Genomic DNA, 19,070 nt, shown 5'->3' with positions numbered 1-19,070 from the left:
GCGATAGAGCGGCGGCCATGAGCACATCCGCCAAGTCCATCGCCTCCGTCTCGCTCAATGCCTCGCGCACCGATCCCGAGGGCTTCGCCCAGGAGCTCGGCGAGTCGTTCGAGCGCTACGGCTTCGCGATCATCGCCGATCACGGCATTCCCGCCGATCTCATCGCCCGCGCCGAGGACAAGGCCAGGGCCTTCTTCGCGCTCCCCGAAGAGGTGAAGCGCAGCTATCACAAGGCCGGCGGCGGCGGCGCCCGCGGCTACACGCCGTTCGGGATCGAGACCGCCAAGGGCGCGACCGAGCACGACCTCAAGGAATTCTGGCACGTTGGCCGCGAGCTTCCGCAAGGGCATCGCTTCGGCGACGTCATGGCGCCGAACGTCTGGCCCAAGGAGGTCGCCGAGTTCCGCGAGACCTTCCTCGAACTGTTCGCCGCCTTCGACACGGCGGGCCTCCGCATCCTCGAAGCGATCGCCCGCCACCTGGGGCTCGCGCCGGACTGGTTCGAGAACACGGTCGAGGACGGCAATTCGGTGCTGCGCCTGCTTCACTACCCGCCGGTCTCGCCCGAGGCGCCGGGCGTCCGCGCCGGCGCGCACGAGGACATCAACACGATCACTTTGCTGCTCGGCGCCCAGGAAGCGGGTCTGCAATTGCTCGATCGCGATGGCCAGTGGCTGCCGGTGTCGCCGAAGGAAGGCGAACTCGTCGTCAATATCGGCGACATGCTGCAGCGGCTGACCAACAATGTGCTGAAATCGACCTCGCACCGGGTGGTCAACCCGCCGCCGGAGCGGCGTGGCAATTCGCGCTACTCGATGCCCTTCTTTCTGCACTTCCGGCCGGATTTCCTGATCGAGACCCTGCCGAACTGCATTTCGGAGGAAAGGCCCAACCTCTATCCCGAGCCGATCACCGCGCACGATTTCCTGCTGCAGCGGCTGCGCGAGATCAAGTTGGTGTGATCCCGTTCCTCGCTGCCGCGCGGCAGCGAGGCGGTGTTCAGGCGGCGTCGCTCAGATTGGCGGGGCCGAAGCCCTGCGGGATCAGTTCGGAAATGCGCCGCGTCTCGAGCTCGGTACCCGCGCCGTTGGCCGAGACGATCTCGAGATCGCGGCCGGCGACGTGCGCCGCTTCCAGGATCGCCTGCCGGCAGCCGCCGCACGGCGTCACCACCGCGTTTCCGGCGAGCGACTCGCCGCTGCCGTCGCCGCCCGCCACCGCGATCCGGGCAATGCGTGCAAGGCCGAACGCCTGCTGGGCCGCCGTCAACGCGGCGAGCTCCGCGCAGACGCCGAGCCGGTAACAGGCATTCTCCATGTTGGCGCCGACCGCGATCTCGCCATCGGTCGACTCGATCGCGCAGCCGACGCTGAAGCGGGAATAAGGGGCGTAGGCACCGAGCGCGGCGGCACGGGCGCGTTCGACGAGAGGATCGGGGATGCTGTTCATGTCGGCTGTCATAGAGGGTTGCGCCGGCTGATGACAGCGGCCGCGCTGCGTGCCACTCAGCCGCGCAAGCAGGGCAAGCGAGGGACTCGAAGATGCGGATCGGATACGCGCTGGCAGCAGCGTCGGTGCTGTCGCTGTCGGCCTGCGCCGGCCAGCTGACGGAGAAGCGCGCCGAACCGGTGACGGTGAAGATCGTCGCGTTCAACGATTTCCACGGCAACCTCGAGCCGCCCAAGCGCTCGATCGAGGCGCCCGGGGCGACATCCGGCGCCAAGGTTCAGGTGCCCGCCGGCGGCGCCGCTTATTTCGCGGCCGCGATTGCCGAGCTCAGGTCGCGCAACCCGAACCATGCCGTGGTCGCGGCAGGCGACCTGATCGGGGCTTCGCCGCTGGTCTCCGCTTTGTTCCTCGACGAGCCGACGATCGCGGCGCTGAACATGATGAAGGTCGATTTCAACGCGCTCGGCAACCACGAATTCGACAAGGGTTCGGCCGAGATCCTGCGCATCCAGAACGGCGGCTGCGCCAAGAACACGGTGCGGCAGCCGTGCCGGCTCGAACCCTTTGCCGGCGCCAAATTCCGTCTGCTCTCAGCCAACACCCGCACCGCCGGCGGCGGGACGCTGGTGCAGCCCTACGGGATCAAGAGCTTCGGCCGCGCGAAAGTCGGGTTCATCGGCCTGACGCTCAGGGAAGCGCCGTCGCTGGTCACGCCGGCCGGAGTCGCGGGCCTCAGTTTCGGCGACGAAGCCGATGCCGCCAACGCGCTGATCCCCAAGCTCAAGCGGGAGGGGGCCGATGCGATCGTGATCCTCATCCACCAGGGCGGGGCCACCAAGGTCGGCTTCAACGACAAGAGCTGCGCGGGCTTGTCGGGCGAGATCCTGCCGATCCTCGACCGGCTCGATCCGGCCGTCGACGTGGTCGTGTCCGGGCACACCCACAATGCCTATGTCTGCGACTACGGCAGGATCAATCCGGCGCGTCCTTTTCTGCTGACCAGCGCCGGTGTCGCCGGCACCCTGATCACCGATCTCGACCTCGTCATCGATCCGGCGGCGCATCGGGTGGTGTCGAAGCGCGCCGACAATATCATCGTTCAGGGAGAAGCCTTCACCGGCGCCAAGGGGGCGATCCCGCTCACCGATCTGTACCCGCGCTTTGCCGCCGAGCCGGCCGTGGCGGCGCTCGTCGCCCGCTATGCCGCCGCCGCCGCGCCGGTGGCCGCCGAGCGGGTCGGGCGCCTCAGCGCCCCGGCCCTGCGCACCACGACGGAATGGGGCGAGCAGGTGCTCGGCAATCTCATCGCCGATGCCCAGCTCGCCGCGACCCGCGCGCCCGAAGCCGGCGGCGCCGAAATCGCGTTCATGAACATGGGCGGCGTCCGCGCGGATCTGGTGCCCGCCGCGGACGGGACGATCACCTACGGACAGGTGTTCACGGTGCAGCCGTTCGGCAACACCTTGATGGTCAAGAGCTTCACCGGCCGACAGATCCGCGCCATCCTCGAGCAACAGTTCGACAGCGGATCCAACAGCCTCGAGAGCCCCAACTTCCTGAACCCTTCTTCGACGCTGCACTACGCTTACGATCTGAAGCGGCCCGCCGGCCAGCGCATCCTCGACGTGCGGGTGAACGGCACGTCACTAGACGACGAGCGCGTCTACCGAGTCGCGATGAGCAATTTCCTCGCCAGCGGCGGCGACAATTTCACCGCCTTTCGCGACGGCACCGACGTGGTCGGCGGCATCAGCGACGTCGACGCGCTGGTTGCTTATTTGGGCAAGCAGGCTGTGCTGACCCCGCCTGCAACGGACCGGATCACGCGGCGCTGAGCGTCTCCGCACCGGGACATTCCGTTCGGGCTGAGCTTGTCGAAGCCCTTTCCTTCCGCTTTCTTTCCAAGGAAAAGAAGGGCTTCGACAGGCTCAGCCCGAACGGTTCTTAGCTCTGATGGATCAACGGAACGGGGGTTCGTCGAAGCTCCTGAGCTTGCGCGAGTGGAGCTTGGCGCCCTCGCGCTTCAAGATGCGCAACGTCTCGATGCCGATCCGCAGATGCTGGCTGATCGCGCGCTCGTAAAAGGCGTTGGCCTGGCCTGGCAGCTTGATTTCGCCGTGGAGCGGCTTGTCGGACACGCAGAGCAGGGTGCCGTAAGGCACGCGGAAGCGGTAGCCCTGCGCGGCGACGGTCGCCGATTCCATGTCGATCGCGACGGCGCGCGACTGATTGAAGCGCAATGCGGACTGGGTGTAGCGCAGCTCCCAATTGCGATCGTCGGTGGTCACCACGGTGCCGGTGCGCAGGCGCTGCTTCAATTCGCCCGGTTCCTCGCCGGTGACCTCAGCCGCGGCATCGTAGAGCGCCTGCTGGATCTCGGCGATCGGCGGGATCGGGATTTCGATCGGCAGGACGTCGTCCATGACATGGTCGTCGCGCAGATAGGCATGGGCGAGGACGTAGTCGCCGATGGTCTGGCTTGGGCGCAGGCCGCCGCAATGGCCGATCATCAGCCACGCCTCGGGTCGCATGACGGCGAGATGATCGCAGATCGTCTTGGCATTGGACGGGCCGACGCCGATGTTGACGAGGGTGATGCCGCGGCCCTCCGGAGCGATCAAATGATAGGCCGGCATCTGATATTTGCGCCATGCCCCGGCCGCGACCTTCGCTTCCGCGCCCTCGGTGTCGCGCGTGATCAGCACGCCGCCGGGCACCGACAGTGCTTCGTAGGGACTGTCCTCACGGCGCAGTTCCTCGATCGCCCAGCGCACGAACTCGTCGACATAGCGGACGTAGTTGGTGAACAGCAGATAGCGCTGGGTGTGCTCAGACGCGGTGCCGGTATAGTGCCGGAGCCGCGCCAGGCTGAAGTCGACCCGCGGGCCGTCGAACAGCGCCAGCGGGCGCGCGACGTGGACGGCATGATCCCAGGCGCCGTCCGCGATCTCGTCGCCGATATTGGCAAGCTCGGTGGTCGGGAACCAGCGGCCGAGATCGGCGGCGTGGGCGCCGTCCAGCCGCAGGTCGTCAGTCCCGTCGAGCACGTAGGGGTAGGGGATCTCGCTCGCCGACCGGCCGACGCTGACGTCGACATCATAGTCGCGGATCAGATAATTGAGCTGCTCGGCCAGGTATTTGCGGAACAGGTGCGGCCGCGCGATGCTGATCGCGTAGAGGCCGGGCTGATTGAGGCGCCCGAACGCCCGCCCCGGGAACTTGGGCAGGCTGTCGAACCGGTAGTCGATGCGCAGTTCTGGATAGGCGAAGACGCCGTCGGCGCGGGCGGCGCGATCCGGCTTTTCGCCGGTCTTGAGATAGCGGGCGAGCGCGGTGCGCAGACATGAGACCGAATTGTCGTAGGTCTCGATCAGCGCGGCAATGATGCCGGGGATGTCTTCGGTACGAGTCATGTCCTTCACTGTCCTGCCGCTTCCTGCTTGGCAAGCCTAAGGAGCCTTCGTGACGGTTCGAACCGCGCTCGACCGCGAAGAGCACAGCACCGGTCGGGCGGCCGGCCTCAAGGACCGGCCGCCTTCTCTTCATCGGCGGTGGTGGCCGCCCCGTTGCGGCCTTGCCGCAGCAAGCTCGGCCGCGCTCACAATGCCGTTATGGTCTGCGTCGGCGCGGGCGAACCGGGCTTCGAAGCCGACAGCGAATTCGGCCGCGGTCACCGCCCCGTCGCCATCGGCGTCGAGCTTCGGACGCGAAGGCTGAGGCGCAGCCTCGGCGGCAACGCCCGGCTGTGGGGTCGCCGGTGGGGGCGGGCCGTCATGGTGCCGTCCGCGGTGGCCGCCGCGGCCGCGGCGAGGCAGTTCCTCTCCGGTCAGCTTGCCGTCCTTGTCGGCGTCGGCCTCGGCGAACTTCTGCTGGGCCGCGCTGCGCAGCTCGGCCGCCGTGATCTCGCCATTGCCGTCGAGGTCCGCTGCGGCCAGGCCGCGGGGTCCCGGCGCGAAGGCAAAGCCCGCCGCCGCAGCTGCGAGCAGGGCGATGCCGCCGCCGCCGAGCAGTATCTTCTTCTTGTTGGTCATCATGGTCTCCTGGGTCACGCCGCAACGGCGCCACGCTGGACATGGACCATGGCTGTCGCGAAACTTCCCCGCGGCCGGCGGAGAAGTGTCGCAAGATGTATCAGGCGGCCGGCGCCTGTTCCCAACCGCCGCCGAGCGCGAGGAAGACGGTGACCAGATTGTCCGAAAGCTGCGCCTCGGCCTGAGCGAGAGATGCCTCGATCTCCGACAGCGAACGCTCGGCATCGAGCACCACCTGGAAGTTCTCGCGACCGGCGCGGTAGCGCAGGCGCGCGATCCGGGCGGCCTCGTTGCTGTTGGCGCGCGCCCGGCGCAAGGTCGCGACCCGGTCCAGTTCCGACCCGTAGCGGGTCAGTGCGCTTTCCGTCTCCTGGAGGGCATTGAGCCAGGTGCCGTCGAACCGTGCCAGTGCCACGTCGGCGCCGGCTTCCGCCTGCGCGATCCGCGCCCGGGCGACGGCGACGTTGGGGAAGGACCAGCTGATCAGTGGACCGATGCCGAAGCGGAAACCGGAGCTCGAGGCGAGGTCTCCGATCGAAGTCGCCGTCGATCCGATCGATCCGCCGAGGCTGATGTCCGGATAGAGCTGGGCGGTGGCGACTCCGATCCGCGCCGTCGCCGCGGCGAGCTCGCGCTCCGCCTGGCGGATGTCGGGTCGCCGGGCGAGCAGCGATGCGCCGCTGCCGACCGGGATCGGCCGTGATAGCGACGGCGCGGTCTCGCACGCGGCGACCTGCTGGGGGAATTCCGCGGGCGGGCGGCCGGTCAGCACCGAAAGGCGGTAGAGCGCGGTTCGTCGCTGTGCCTCGAGGGTCGGGATCTGGGCCCGCGTCTGTTCGAGCTGCGCGCCGGCCTGGCCGGTCTCGAGCGCAGTGCCGCGGCCGCCGGCGACGAGGCGCCGGGTCAGATCGAAAGTCTGCTCCTGGATGCGAACGCTTTCCCGTGCCACCGCAAGCTGGCGGCCGGAGCTGCAAGCATCCGCATACGCGCGCGCCGTCTCGGCCGCGACCGTGATCCGGGTGAAGTCGAAGGCAGCCTGGATCGCACCGACGTCGGCGCGGCTCGCTTCGATGCCGCGGCGGATGCGGCCGGCGAGATCGAGCTGGTAACTGACGTCCAGCCCGGCATCGAAGGTGAAGTCGCTGTCCAATGCGACGGGCGAATTGGCGTCGGAGGGATTTGCGTAGGTGACACCCCCCGACACGGTCGTCGAGGGCAGGCGGCCGGCCCGCGTCTCGCGCAGCACCGCCCGGGCCTGGGCCAAATTCGCCTGCGCGATCCGGAGATCGGTATTCGCCGTCAGCGCCTGCTCGATCAGGCCGTCCAGCACGGGATCGCCGAACAGGCTCCACCAGCGGCCCGGCGGCTCGTCGCCGGTGAAGGCGGGCGAGGCCGCGCTGACGAACCCGGTTTGCGCCGGGGCCTTGGGGGCGGGCGAAGTATAATCGGGGCCGGCCGTGCAGGCGGCGAGGGCGAGCAGGCTCGCGGCGGGGATGAGCTTACGGAACATCAGTGGGAGGCCTCGGGCAGCGCACCATGGGGCGCGGTGCCATGATCGTTGGGCGCCGCCTTTCGCTTCCGCCGGTTCTCGAAGAACAGGCCGATGCGGCGCATGACGACGTAGAAGATCGGCGTGAAGATCAGGCCGAACAGGGTGACGCCGATCATGCCGAACGTCACCGCGGTGCCGAGCGACTGGCGCATCTCCGCGCCGGGGCCGACGGCGATCGCCAGCGGGATCACGCCGAAGATGAAGGCGAAGCTGGTCATGAGGATCGGACGCAGGCGCTGGCGGGCGGCGGTGGCGGCGGCCTGGTGAACATCCAGACCTTCCTCCTCGCCCTGCTTTGCGAATTCGACGATCAGGATCGCGTTCTTCGCGGCAAGGGCGACGAGCACCACCAATCCAACTTGGGTCAGGATGTTGTTGTCCATGCCGCGCAGGCCGACGCCGATCATGGCTGCGAGGATACACATCGGCACGATCAGGATCACCGCCATCGGCAGGGTCAGCGCCTCATATTGCGCGGCCAGCACAAGGAACACGAATACCACGGCCAGGAGGAAGATCAGCACGGCGCTGCCGCCGGCATTCTGTTCCTGGAATGCGATGCCGGTCCATTCATAGCTGAACCCTGGCGGCAGCGTCTGCTGGGCGAGGGTCTCCATCGTGCGCAAGGCGACGCCCGACGAGACACCTGGCGCGGCCTGCCCCTGCAGCTCGACGGCAGGGAACATGTTGTATCGCACCACGCGGGTCGGCCCGCTGTCGTTGCGCAACGTCGCGACCGAGGCCAGCGGCACCATCGCCCCGCTCGCCGAGCGGACCTGGAGACGGCCGATGTCGGAGAGGTCGTCTCGCGCCGACGGCTCCGCCTGCGCGGTGACGCGGAAGGTGCGGCCGAGCAGGTTGAAGTCGTTGACGTAGGTGGAGCCGAGATACGTCCCGAGCGCGCTGTAGACCTGCGACGGCTGCACGCCGAGCAATTGTGCACGATCGCGGTCGACGTCGGCCTGGATCCGGGGCGAGCCGGTGTTGAACAGCGAGAAGACCTGCGTGACTTCCTTCTTCTGGGCAGCAGCGCCCATCATCCCGAACGTCAGACCTTCGAGCGTCTTGTAGCCCGCGCCCGAACGATCCTGCAGCATCATCACGAAGCCGCTGCCGGTGCCGAGGCCCGGCACCGCCGGCGGCGAGATGAAGAATACCTGAGCCCCCTGGATCGCACCGGCGACCTTGCCGGTGATCAGCTGCGACAGCTCGGCCGCGGACTGACCGCCTTTGTCGCTGCGCTCGCCCCAATCGGCGAGACGAAGGAACATGGTGCCGGAGTTGGACGCCTGGGAGAAGCTGGCGCCGTCGAGGCCGGCGAACACCGCCGCATCGACCACGCCGTCGGTTCCCCGGGCGATCTTGTAGGCATCGTTGAGCACCGCGCTGGTCCGCTCGAGCGACGAGCCCGGCGGCAGCTGGACGACGCCGATCAGCACGCCCTGATCCTGCTCGGGAATGAAGCCGGTGGGCGTGGCGCCGAGACGCCAGCCGGTGAGGGCAAGCAGTCCGGCATAGACGACCAGCATGATCGTCGCCATGCGGATCAGCCGTCCGGTCATGCGGCCGTAGCGGTCGGAAAGCCAGTCGAAGGCACCGTTGAACTTGTTGCCGGCGGTGCGCACAACCCGCATCACCCAGGGACCCTTGTTCGGGTCATGATCGTGATGCGGCTTGAGCAGCAAAGCGGCCATGGCCGGCGACAAAGTAAGCGAGACGATCAGCGAGATCACCGACGCCGCTGCGATCGTCACCGCGAACTGGCGGTAGAAGATGCCCGGGATGCCCGAGACGAAGGCGGTCGGGATGAACACCGCGGTCAGCACCAGGCCGATCGCGATCAGTGCACCCGACACTTCCTGCATCGTCCGGTGGGCGGCTTCGCGCGGCGACAGGCCGTCGCGAATATGCTTCTCCACCGCTTCGACGACGACGATCGCGTCGTCGACGACGATGCCCACCGCGAGAACGAGGGCGAAGAGCGACAGCGAGTTGATGGAGAAGCCGAGCGCGAGCTGAACCGCGAAGGTGCCGACCAAAGCGATCGGGATCGCGACGATCGGGATCACCGCGGCGCGCCAGGTCTGCAGGAAGACCAGCACCACGATCATCACGAGCACGATCGCTTCGAGCAGGGTCTCCTGCACCGCCTCGACCGAGGCCGAGACATATTCGGTCGGGTTGTAGGGGATCGAGTAGACGATGCCCGGCGGGAAGTCCTTGGACGCCGCCTCGACTTCCTTCAGCACCAGCTCCGCCGCGTCGAGCGCGTTCGAGCCGGGCTGCTGGATGATCGCCAGCGCAACGCCGCGGCGGCCGCTGAACGATCCTTCGATACCATATTCCTGGCTGCCGAGCTCGACTCGGCCGATGTCGCGGACGCGGGTGATCGCGCCGCTGGTCGCATCGGTCTTGATGACGATGTCGGCGAACTGATCGGGGTCGGTCAGTCGGCCCTGGACCTGAACCGGAAGCTGAAAGGCGGGATTGCCCTTGCCGTAGGGCGGCTGACCGACGGCACCGCCGGCGACCTGCACGTTCTGGGTCCGCAGTGCCGCGACGATCTCGTCGGCGGTGAGGTTGCGTGCCGCCGCCTTGTCCGGATCGATCCAAACGCGCATCGAATAATTGCCGCCGCCGAACACCTGGACACCGCCGACGCCTTCGAGGCGAAGCAGGCGGTCGCGCAGGTTGGAGTTGGCGAAATTGCCGACATAATCGATGTTCAGATTGGGATCGGTGGAGGTCAGCGCGACGATCATCAGGAAGCCCGACGACTGCTTGGCGACGGTGACGCCGATCTGGCGCACCTCTTCAGGCAGCCGCGGTTCCGCCAAGGCGACCCGGTTCTGGACGAGCACCTGCGCGGCATCAAGGTCGGTGCCGGGTTTGAAGGTCACGGTGATCTGGGTGAGTCCGGCCGAGGTCGACGACGAGCTCATGTAGAGCATGTCCTCGACGCCGTTGATCTCCTGCTCGATCGGGGTGGCGACGGTGTCGGCCATCGTCTCCGCCGACGCGCCGGGGAACGTAGCGGTGACGCTGATCGTCGGCGGCGCGATCTCGGGATATTGGGATAGGGAGAGTTGCGGATAGGCGAAGGCGCCGATCAGCACGATGAAGACGGCGATCACCGAGGCGAAGATCGGCCGCTCGATGAAGAATTTGGAAATGTTCATCGATGGATCCTCAGCGACCGGCGGCCGGTGCGCCGCCGACCGGGGTGGCGATCGACGAGGGCTGGAGAGCCGGTGCCTGTGGCGTCGGCTCCGGGCCGGTTGCCGCCTGAATACGGCCCGGCGTCGGCTTTACCTTCTGTCCGGGGCGTGCACGCTGCAGGCCGTCGATGATCACCTGCTCCTGCGGCGCCAGGCCGCTGCGAATGACGCGGAGGGCACCGTTGAGCGGCCCGAGCTCCACCGGGCGCGCGAGCACGGTACCGTCCTTGGAGACGACGTAGACGACACGGCGGGCCGCGTCGGTGACGATCGCGGTCTCCGGCACCAGCAGCGCGCGGTAGGGCTGCGACGCGGCCAGCCGCATGTGACCGAACATGCCGGGCTTCAGAAAATTGTTGGGATTGGGAACCACCGCGCGGCCGCGGACGGTGCCGGCGCCCGCATTGACGGTCGTGTCGACGAAATCGAGCGTGCCGGCATGAACGTAGCTGGCCTCGTCCTGCAGCCGGATCCGCACCTGGGTACCGGAGCGGCTGCCGGCATTCTGCCGCTGATATTTGAGCAGCAGGGCTTCCGACCCGTCGAAGGCGAAGTGGATCGGCGAGGTGGAGACGATCGTCGTCAGCACCGTCTGATCGGCGGTGACCGAATTGCCGGGATCGACCCGGCGCTCGGAAACGAGCCCCGAAATCGGCGCGGTCACGCGGGTGAAGCCGACACCGAGCTGCTGAGCCCTGATCGCGGCGCGTGCCGCGGCGACATCGGCCTCCGCAGTGCGCAGGGCGGCAAGGCGCTGCTCGACTTCCTCGGTGCTCGCCGCCTGCGACGCTGCCAGCGTGCGGGAGCGGGCGAGCTCGGTGCGGGCATTGGCGAGGGTCGCCTGGGCACGGGCGAGCTGCGCCTGGGACTGGGCGAGGGCGGCCTGCGACTGGCGCGGATCGATCGTGAAGAGAAGCTGGCCCTTGCGCACGTACTGGCCGTCGCGGAAATGGACCGCCTGCAGGTAACCGGTCGCCCGCGGCCTGAGCTCGACATTCTCGATCGCCTCGAACCGACCGACGAAATCATCCCAATCGAGCACTTCCTGCACCACGGGCGCAGCGACCGTCACCGGCATCACCGGGGGAGGCGCCTGCTGCTCCTCACCTTTCGAACAGCCGGCCACCGAGGCGGCAAGAAGGAGCGACAGCATGCCGCCGAGCGCGGCAGATTTCTTGAGAGACATGGTCAGCTTTCGGTTTTTGGCAAGCGCGAGACTCGCGGCCCACTCCCCGGCAGGCAAGAGGCGAAGTACGGTGCCGTTCAGCTCATGTCAACGGCCGTAGACTTATCATGTCAACAATTGTTGATTATTAACCACTTGCTGCTATCGAGGCCTCATGCCCCCGCGCGTTAAAAATGCCGCCGCCACCCGAGAGGCGATGCTCGCCGCCGCCCGTCAGCGCTTTCTTCAGGAAAGCTACGAGAATGTCGGCCTGCGCGATATCGCTCGGGACGTCGGGGTCGATGTCGCCCTGGTCAGCCGCTATTTCGGCTCCAAGGAAGCCCTGTTCAAGGACGTGCTGCAGGCCGGCAAGAAGGCCGATTGGCTGGATCCGACCGTTACCGCAGCGCAGCTTCCCGCCTATCTCGCCTCGCTCTCGACCGAGGAGGATGATGCCGATCGGCGCAAGCATGCGGAGGGGCTGTTGATCATGTTGCGCTCCGCTTCGTCGCCCAAGGCGACCGAGATCATCCGCGAAGCATTGCGCGAGTCGGTGCTCGAACCGATCGCGCGGCTGCTGCCGGGCGTCGATCCCGAAATCCGCTCGAGTCTCGCGCTCAGCGTCTTCTTCGGCACGACGGTGCTACGGACGATCATGGCGGTCGGGCCGCTGTCCGGCTGCGACAGCAATGCGGTACGGCGGAACATGCAGCGCCTGCTCGAGGCGGCTCTGGCCGACGATTCTGGCGCCTGAGCGAGGGAACGGCATCCGCTCCCGGCGATTGAGTGGCGAAACTCAGCTTTGCGGGAAACAACATGCCACTGACACGACCGCGCGCCCTCGTCACCGGCGCTTCGGCCGGCATAGGCCAGGTCTATGCCGAACATCTTGCCCGTACCGGGCACGATCTCGTGCTCGTCGCACGTCGCGCCGATCGGCTGCAGGCGCTGGCGGACGAACTCGGTGCCGCGCACTCGATCGAGGTCGAGATCCTGCCCGCCGATCTCGCCACGCGGGACGGAGTCGAAGCGGTGGCGTCGCGGCTCGGCGAAGCGCCGGAGATCGACATGCTGATCAACAATGCGGGTTACGCGGCGCGCGGCCGGGTGGCGGAGCTCGATTTCGACGCGCTCGACGCCATGCTTCGGGTCAATGTCCTTGCGCTCAGCCGGCTCTCCAATGCCGCGATGAAGCGGATGGTCGCTGCGGGACGCGGAACGATCATCAACATCTCGTCCGGCACCGCCTTCATGCAGATGCCGGGCAATGCCGGTTACGGCGCCTCGAAGAATTACGTCCTGGCGTTCACGCGCCACATGCAGCTGGAGGCCGCCGGCACCGGCGTGCGCGTACAGCTGGTCATTCCCGGCGTGATCGCGACCGATTTCCACCAGGTCGCCGGCAACGATCTCGCCAACTTCCCGCCCGAGCGGGTGATGCGTGCCGAGGATCTGGTCGTGGCCTCGCTGCGCGGCCTCGAACTCGAGGAGGAAATCTGCATTCCCTCGCTGCCCGAGATCACCGATTGGCAGAGCTACGTCGCGGCGGAGGCGCGGGTCGCGGCAAACGTCTCCCGCGATCGCATCGCACCGCGTTATCACAACGGCGCATGAAAAAGGGCGGCGCTCACAAGAGCGCCGCACTTACTGCTTTCCGACCGCGAAGGTCAGGCGCCGAGAACGGGCTTGCCGTCGATCAGGCGATCGAGACCGAGCGGGTTGGAATCCCGCAGTTCCGCGGGAAGCAGCGCGTCCGGCATGTCCTGGTAGGATACCGGCCGCAGGAAGCGATCGATCGCCAAGGTGCCGACCGAAGTCGAGCGGCCGTCCGAAGTTGAGGGGAACGGACCGCCATGGACCATGGCGGGCGCGACTTCGACGCCGGTGCCGAAGCCGTTGACCAGGATGCGGCCGACCTTGCGCTCCAGCACCGGGATCAGCTTGCGGGCGTCGTCATGGTCCGTTTCGCTGATGTGCAGCGAGGCGGTGAGCTGACCCTCGAGGCTGTCGAGGACGCGGGCGAGCTCGGCCTCGTCGCGGCAGCGGACGACCAGAGAGGTCGATCCGAAGACCTCCTCGGCCAGCGCCTTGTCGGCCAAAAAGGCTTCCGCACTGGTGGAGAACAGGCTCGGAACGCCCTGGTAGCGCTCGCCGGCCTTGCCATGGGCGACCGGCTTGACGTCGGTGTGGCTGCGCAGCTTCTCGACGCCGTCGACATAGGCCTGGTGGATGCCGGGGGTCAGCATGGTGCCGCCGCTGGAATTTTCGAGCGCGGATCCGGCGCCGGCGATGAAGCTGTCGAGGGCGTCGCTCTCGATCGCGAGGATCAGGCCGGGGCTGGTGCAGAACTGGCCGGCACCCATCAGCAGGGACGTGATGAAGCCTTGCGCGATCTGCTCGCCGCGTGCGGCCAGCGCACCAGGGAACAGGATGACCGGATTGATCGAGCTCATCTCGGCATAAACGGGGATCGGCTCTTCCCGCTGCTGGGCGATCTTCATCAGCGCGAGGCCGCCGCGGCGGGAACCGGTGAAGCCGACCGCCTTGATACGCGGATCGGCGACCAAGGCCTGGCCGATCTCGTAGCCGCTGTCGAAGACGAGGGAGAACACGCCCTCGGGCAAGCCGCTGTCCTGAACCGCCTTCTGGACGGCGCGGCCAACCAGCTCCGATGTGCCGGGATGGGCGGGATGCGCCTTCGCAACGACCGGGCAGCCTGCGGCAAGCGCAGAGGCCGTGTCACCGCCGGCAACGGAGAAAGCGAGCGGGAAGTTCGAGGCGCCGAACACCGCCACCGGCCCAAGCGGAATCATCCTCAGGCGCAGGTCCACGCGGGGCAGGGGCTTGCGCTCGGGCTGGGCCGGATCGATGCGAAGGTTCAGATAGCGGCCGTCGCGGACGACCTGGGCGAACAGACGAAGTTGACCGACCGTGCGGCCGCGCTCGCCTTCGAGGCGCGGGCGGGGCAGACCGCTCTCCGCCATGGCACGCTCGATCAGTTCGTCGCCGATATCGACGATGTTCTGCGCGATCGCCTCAAGAAACGCGGCGCGCTCTTCGGGGGCCAGGGCACGATAGGGATCGAATGCGTCCCAGGCCAGGCGGCAGGCCTCGTCGAGTTCTGCACGCGTCGCGCCGCGATAAGCCGGCTCGAGCGTTTCGCCGGTCGCAGGATTGATCGCGCGAACTTCGCCGCTGGTGCCTTGCACGCTGCGGCTGCCGATGAACATCTCTCCGTTGATCACGTCGCGTCCTCCCTTGCGGCCGCGGCGGCGGCCCTCCGAGCCCATCTAGGTCCCGCGGGGCGAAAAGCAACGGGGAGGATGTTAGCGCTCACATGTGATACGGGCGGAGCGTTTCCGCTCCGCCCTCAGCGGACCGCTCGTCGGCTTCACTTCACGCGGCGATAGGGAACGAAATCGCCCAGGAAGACGAAGCCCGTCTGCATCCGCGACGACGTGTCGTAGAGGTGGACGGTATCGATGCTGCACAGCTGCGACGAATAGAGCTTCGTCACCAACGTATCCCACTTGTCGAGCGACTCGGCGCCCGAGCGCGGACGATTGAGATAGATCGTGCTGCCGGCATCGTAGAGGATGCCGACGCCGTCGATGATCCGGGTCGATCGGACATTGTGCATGTTGACGCAGTCCACCGGCTTGCCGGCAACGCGGCCCTCGAGCGCCTTGGCGAGCTTCGCTTCGCCGTCGACCGCGGTCTTCGCTTGAACCGGGGCGGTCGCCGCAAGCAGGCCCCCGAGCGCAAGCATGATCAGCTTTCGCATTACACTTCCTTCTTTCTTTCTGGGCACATTGGCTCTGGGAGCCACCTACCGCAAACGCGCTTAACCGGGGCTGACTTGTCGTGCGCCCTGCTGTCGGGCACGGGATCCAAGTTGAGGCGGGGCGCGTCGGCATGCCTTCGCGCAGGAACGGGTTGACACAGGAGCGACCGGGCTCGATTGGATCCCATAATCATGCATGCACCCTTTCACACCATTGCCATCATCGGTCTGGGTCTGATCGGCTCGTCCATCGCACGCGCGGTCCGCTCGAGCCTGCCAGAAGCGGCTTTGCGCGGCTACGATGCCGACGCCGACGTTCGCCGCCGGGCCGGAGACCTGGATCTGGTCAACATCGTGACGGGATCAGCCGCCGATGCTGCTGCGGGAGCGGATCTTGTCATCCTGTGCGTGCCCGTCGGTGCCATGGCCGAGGCGGCCCGTGCTATTTCGGGAAGCGTGGCGCCGGGGACGATGGTGAGCGATGTCGGCTCCTCGAAGGCGGGTGTCGCCGCTGCTTTGCGGGATGCGCTGCCCGGCGCCACCGTCATTCCTGCCCATCCGGTCGCCGGAACCGAGAATAGCGGGCCGGAGGCAGGATTCGCAGCACTGTTCCGTGGGCGTTGGTGCATTCTCACGCCGGACGATGACGCGCCGCAGGAGGCGGTCGAGCGGCTCTCCGCATTCTGGGCGGCGCTCGGCGCCCGGGTGGAGATCATGGATGCCGCCCACCACGACATGGTCCTGGCCGTCACCAGCCATTTGCCGCACCTGATCGCGTTCACCATCGTCGGCACGGCGTCCGACCTGGAACGGGTCACCGAGAGCGAGGTGATCAAATATTCCGCCGGGGGCTTTCGCGATTTCACGCGAATCGCTGCGTCTAATCCCGTGATGTGGCGTGACATCTTCCTTGCCAACAAAGGTGCCGTTCTGCAGATGCTGCAGCGTTTTTCGGAAGACCTGTTTCACCTGCAACGCGCCATCCGGCACGATGACGGCGACACCCTGCTGGATCTGTTCACGCGCACCCGTGAGATCCGGCGCGGCATCGTCGAGCAGGGGCAGGATGTTGCGAAAGCGGACTTCGGGCGGGTACCGGAGGAACAGGCCGGCTCGGACGCCGGGAAGAGATAGAAGAGATCATGCTGCACCAGGTCGACGACACCCGTATTCGCGAGATCAAGGAACTCGCTCCCCCTGCGCATCTGCTGCGGGAATTGTACCTCGACGATCGCGCTCGCGACACCGTCTGGGAAGCGCGAGCCGGGATCCATGCCATCCTCCACGGGGGCAGCGACCGGCTTCTCGTCGTGGTGGGGCCTTGTTCGATACACGATCCGGCGGCAGCGCTCGATTATGCGAAGCGGCTGCGGGCAGAGCGGGAGCGGCTCGGCGACAAACTCGAAATCGTCATGCGCGTCTATTTCGAGAAGCCGCGGACCACGGTCGGCTGGAAGGGCCTGATCAACGATCCGGACCTCGACGGCAGCTTCCAGATCAACAAGGGCCTGCGCACCGCCCGCGAGCTGCTGCTCGGTATCAACGCGCTGGGCCTGCCGGCGGGGACGGAGTTCCTCGACATGATCACGCCGCAATATATCGCCGACCTCGTCTCGTGGGGGGCGATCGGTGCCCGGACCACCGAGAGCCAGGTCCACCGTGAACTCGCCTCCGGCCTGTCATGCCCGGTCGGCTTCAAGAACGGCACCGACGGCAATTTGCGGATCGCGTTCGACGCGATCAAGGCCGCCTCGCAGCCGCATCATTTCCTGTCGGTGACCAAGGGCGGCCATTCGGCGATCGTCTCCACCGCCGGCAACGAAGATTGCCACATCATCCTGCGTGGCGGGGTCAAGCCGAACTTCGACGCGGAGAGCGTCGCGGCCGCCTGTGCCCAGTCCGAAGGCGCGGGGTTGCCGTGCCGGATCATGATCGACGCGAGCCACGGCAACAGCCTCAAGGATCCGCAGCGTCAGCACCTCGTCGTCGACGAGGTCGGACGCCAGCTTGCGGCCGGCGATCGCCGCGTGTTCGGCATGATGATCGAAAGCCATATCGTCGGGGGCCGTCAGGATCTCGTCGCCGGCGAGCGCCTCACCTACGGCCAGAGCATCACCGACGCCTGCGTCGGCTGGGACCAGACAGTCGAGATGCTCGATCGTCTCGCCGCGGCAGTGGACGCGCGGCGCGTCCGCGGAACCGACCAGGCAGCCTGATCCGAACGGACCAGACTGCCTGAAGGTCGTCGTACTTTCGTCGCCCGCTTATGCGGCGCGGCGCCAGCTATGCACTTCGGCGGAGCGGGTCGGGCGGGCGCCGTCCGATGCCACGATGAACTGGGAGGTGCGAGCGGCCAGAGCCGAGACTTCGCTCGCGAGATTGCGCGCGGCGGCAGACGTCTCTTCGACCATCGCCGCATTCTGCTGCGTCACTTTGTCCATGTCGACGACGGCGGTGCTGACCTGCGCCAAAGCGGAGCTCTGCTGGTCCGCTGCCATGGTGATCTGACCGACCAGCCCGCTAACCTCGTCGATCGAGCCGATGATCCGGTCGAGCGCCTGGCCGGCCTCCGAGACGAGAGCGACGCCGCCTTCGACCTGACGGGAGCTGTTCGAAATCAGGGTTCCAATCTCCTGCGCGGCGTCCGCGGAACGTTGGGCGAGCGCCCGCACTTCGTTGGCGACGACGGCAAAGGCGCGGCCCGCCTCGCCCGCATGGGCCGCCTCGACCGAGGCGTTGAGCGCGAGCAGATTGGTCTGGAAGGCGATCTTGTCGATCACCGTGATAATCTTGGTGATCTCCTGGCTCGACTGCTCGATCGCGGCCATCGCAGCGACCGCCGCAGAGACGACTTTGCTGCTTTCCTGCGCATCCGCCTGCGTGGCGAGAACGCGCTTGTTGACCTCGTTCGCGCCGGTGGCGCTGTTCTGCACGGTCGCGGTGATCTCGGTCATGGCCGCTGCCGTTTCCTCGATCGACGCAGCCTGCTGCTCGGTGCGGCGGGACAGGTCTTCCGAGGCGTGGGCGATCTCGCCCGAACCGGCGTTGATGGTTTCCGCACTTTCCCGAACCGCGCCGACGAGATCGCTTAATGCGCTCACCGCCTGGTTGTAGCTGTCCTTGAGCTGCGCATAATGGTCCGGAAACTCTTCGGTGATGCGCCGGCTGAGATCGCCGGCCGCGAGCGTCTCGAGATGGGCGCTGAGCGTTTCGACGAGATGGCTCTGCTCGGCGGACGAGCGTTGCTGGGCAAGCGCGGTCTCCTGGAAGGTGAACATCGCCTTCGTCATCCGCCCGACGCAATCCTTGTAGTGGGTGAATTCGATGGGGGAGGACAGATCGCCGGCCGCCAGCGCTTCCATCCGGACCACGGTAGAAACATAGGGATCACAGATCGCCCTGCGAAAGCGCGCGGCGAGGAGGGCCGCAGCGCCCGCGGCGATCAGGGTCGCGGCGGCACCGACGAGCGGCCCGCCGAGCGATGCGACGCTGCCGACCACGGCGATGAAGGCGATCATCGTCCCGAAGGCGACGAACGTCTTCTGGCGGATCGGTGCCACCACTTGAAACCATTCCATGTACGAATCTCCCTGTGCATTCCTGCAGCGGCGGGTTAGCCCCGCGATCGAACGCCCTCTACTAACAGGAGTGTAAACAAAGTCCGAACACACCCGTAATCCTACGTAGACGGAAAAATCGATCACTGTGATCGAAGGATAGGAAAATACGCTTGGATGGTGCCTGTATGAGCAGAAAGGCCATATCAGGCAATTCAAAGAGCTTCTGGTAAATGGCTTTACACTGTTGTCCCACGCAACGTGCCGCGATGATTGCATTGTTTCTGGAACGTTTCTGACTAACATTCCACGAG

General features: G+C 66.8%; 15 protein-coding genes. 6 read left to right on the top strand and 9 right to left on the bottom strand.

All coding sequences use genetic code 11. From position 1 onward, the window contains the following. Positions 1-17: 17 nt before the first annotated feature. On the top strand, positions 18-962 hold the full coding sequence (locus tag ETR14_RS25165) for an isopenicillin N synthase family oxygenase (protein WP_129390596.1): 945 nt from the start codon (positions 18-20) through the stop codon (positions 960-962). Between the two features lie 37 nt (positions 963-999). On the opposite strand, the gene ETR14_RS25160 is transcribed toward ETR14_RS25165, so the two are convergent. Then, positions 1,000-1,449 (bottom strand): cytidine deaminase, encoded by a 450-nt coding sequence (locus ETR14_RS25160; protein ID WP_165356611.1) that lies wholly within the window; start codon positions 1,447-1,449, stop codon positions 1,000-1,002. Positions 1,450-1,541: 92 nt separating this feature from the next. On the opposite strand from ETR14_RS25160, the gene ETR14_RS25155 reads away from it, so the two are divergent. Then, positions 1,542-3,284 (top strand): bifunctional UDP-sugar hydrolase/5'-nucleotidase, encoded by a 1,743-nt coding sequence (locus ETR14_RS25155; protein WP_129390590.1) that lies wholly within the window; start codon positions 1,542-1,544, stop codon positions 3,282-3,284. A 123-nt stretch (positions 3,285-3,407) separates the two neighbouring features. Here ETR14_RS25155 and ETR14_RS25150 read toward each other — a convergent pair whose 3' ends face one another. From ETR14_RS25150 to ETR14_RS25130, 5 genes are all read right to left on the bottom strand, one after another. Beyond that, positions 3,408-4,862 carry an AMP nucleosidase gene (locus tag ETR14_RS25150; protein WP_129390587.1) on the bottom strand — a complete coding sequence of 485 codons (1,455 nt, stop codon included), beginning with the start codon at positions 4,860-4,862 and terminating at the stop codon, positions 3,408-3,410. A 129-nt stretch (positions 4,863-4,991) separates the two neighbouring features. Beyond that, positions 4,992-5,483, bottom strand: a complete 492-nt coding sequence (locus tag ETR14_RS25145) for a hypothetical protein (protein ID WP_129390584.1) — start codon at positions 5,481-5,483, stop codon at positions 4,992-4,994. A 97-nt stretch (positions 5,484-5,580) separates the two neighbouring features. Further along, entirely contained in the window at positions 5,581-6,990 is a 1,410-nt protein-coding gene (locus ETR14_RS25140; RefSeq protein ID WP_129390581.1) for an efflux transporter outer membrane subunit, read from the bottom strand. Further along, positions 6,990-10,211: an efflux RND transporter permease subunit gene (locus ETR14_RS25135; protein WP_129390579.1), complete on the bottom strand. Its 3,222-nt coding sequence runs from the start codon at positions 10,209-10,211 to the stop codon at positions 6,990-6,992. Before ETR14_RS25135 ends, ETR14_RS25140 begins: the two co-directional genes overlap by 1 nt. A gap of 10 nt (positions 10,212-10,221) precedes the next feature. Continuing rightward, positions 10,222-11,436 (bottom strand): efflux RND transporter periplasmic adaptor subunit, encoded by a 1,215-nt coding sequence (locus ETR14_RS25130; protein WP_206185913.1) that lies wholly within the window; start codon positions 11,434-11,436, stop codon positions 10,222-10,224. A gap of 154 nt (positions 11,437-11,590) precedes the next feature. On the opposite strand from ETR14_RS25130, the gene ETR14_RS25125 reads away from it, so the two are divergent. After that, on the top strand, positions 11,591-12,169 hold the full coding sequence (locus ETR14_RS25125; protein WP_129390577.1) for a TetR/AcrR family transcriptional regulator: 579 nt from the start codon (positions 11,591-11,593) through the stop codon (positions 12,167-12,169). Between the two features lie 62 nt (positions 12,170-12,231). Continuing rightward, on the top strand, positions 12,232-13,029 hold the full coding sequence (locus ETR14_RS25120) for an SDR family oxidoreductase (protein WP_129390574.1): 798 nt from the start codon (positions 12,232-12,234) through the stop codon (positions 13,027-13,029). A gap of 53 nt (positions 13,030-13,082) precedes the next feature. Here ETR14_RS25120 and ETR14_RS25115 read toward each other — a convergent pair whose 3' ends face one another. Both ETR14_RS25115 and ETR14_RS25110 read right to left on the bottom strand, forming a co-directional pair. Beyond that, positions 13,083-14,645, bottom strand: coding sequence for an aldehyde dehydrogenase (NADP(+)) (locus ETR14_RS25115; RefSeq protein ID WP_243455957.1), 1,563 nt, complete (start codon positions 14,643-14,645; stop codon positions 13,083-13,085). 161 nt (positions 14,646-14,806) lie between these two features. Then, on the bottom strand, positions 14,807-15,199 hold the full coding sequence (locus ETR14_RS25110) for a hypothetical protein (RefSeq protein WP_129390568.1): 393 nt from the start codon (positions 15,197-15,199) through the stop codon (positions 14,807-14,809). Between the two features lie 192 nt (positions 15,200-15,391). Here ETR14_RS25110 and ETR14_RS25105 point away from each other — a divergent pair, with 192 nt between their 5' ends. Then, positions 15,392-16,333: a prephenate/arogenate dehydrogenase family protein gene (locus tag ETR14_RS25105; protein ID WP_129390565.1), complete on the top strand. Its 942-nt coding sequence runs from the start codon at positions 15,392-15,394 to the stop codon at positions 16,331-16,333. An 8-nt stretch (positions 16,334-16,341) separates the two neighbouring features. Then, a complete protein-coding gene (locus ETR14_RS25100) occupies positions 16,342-17,415 on the top strand; it encodes a 3-deoxy-7-phosphoheptulonate synthase (protein ID WP_129390562.1) in 1,074 nt (357 codons plus the stop codon). 48 nt (positions 17,416-17,463) lie between these two features. Here ETR14_RS25100 and ETR14_RS25095 read toward each other — a convergent pair whose 3' ends face one another. Then, positions 17,464-18,903 (bottom strand): methyl-accepting chemotaxis protein, encoded by a 1,440-nt coding sequence (locus ETR14_RS25095; RefSeq protein ID WP_165356610.1) that lies wholly within the window; start codon positions 18,901-18,903, stop codon positions 17,464-17,466. Positions 18,904-19,070 lie beyond the last annotated feature (167 nt).

Origin of the sequence: Sphingosinicella sp. BN140058 (genome assembly GCF_004135585.1) — a bacterium.
GTDB lineage: Bacteria > Pseudomonadota > Alphaproteobacteria > Sphingomonadales > Sphingomonadaceae > Allosphingosinicella.
The sequence above is the reverse complement of the archived record's forward strand: the minus strand, read 5'-3'. Positions and strand labels throughout refer to the sequence as shown.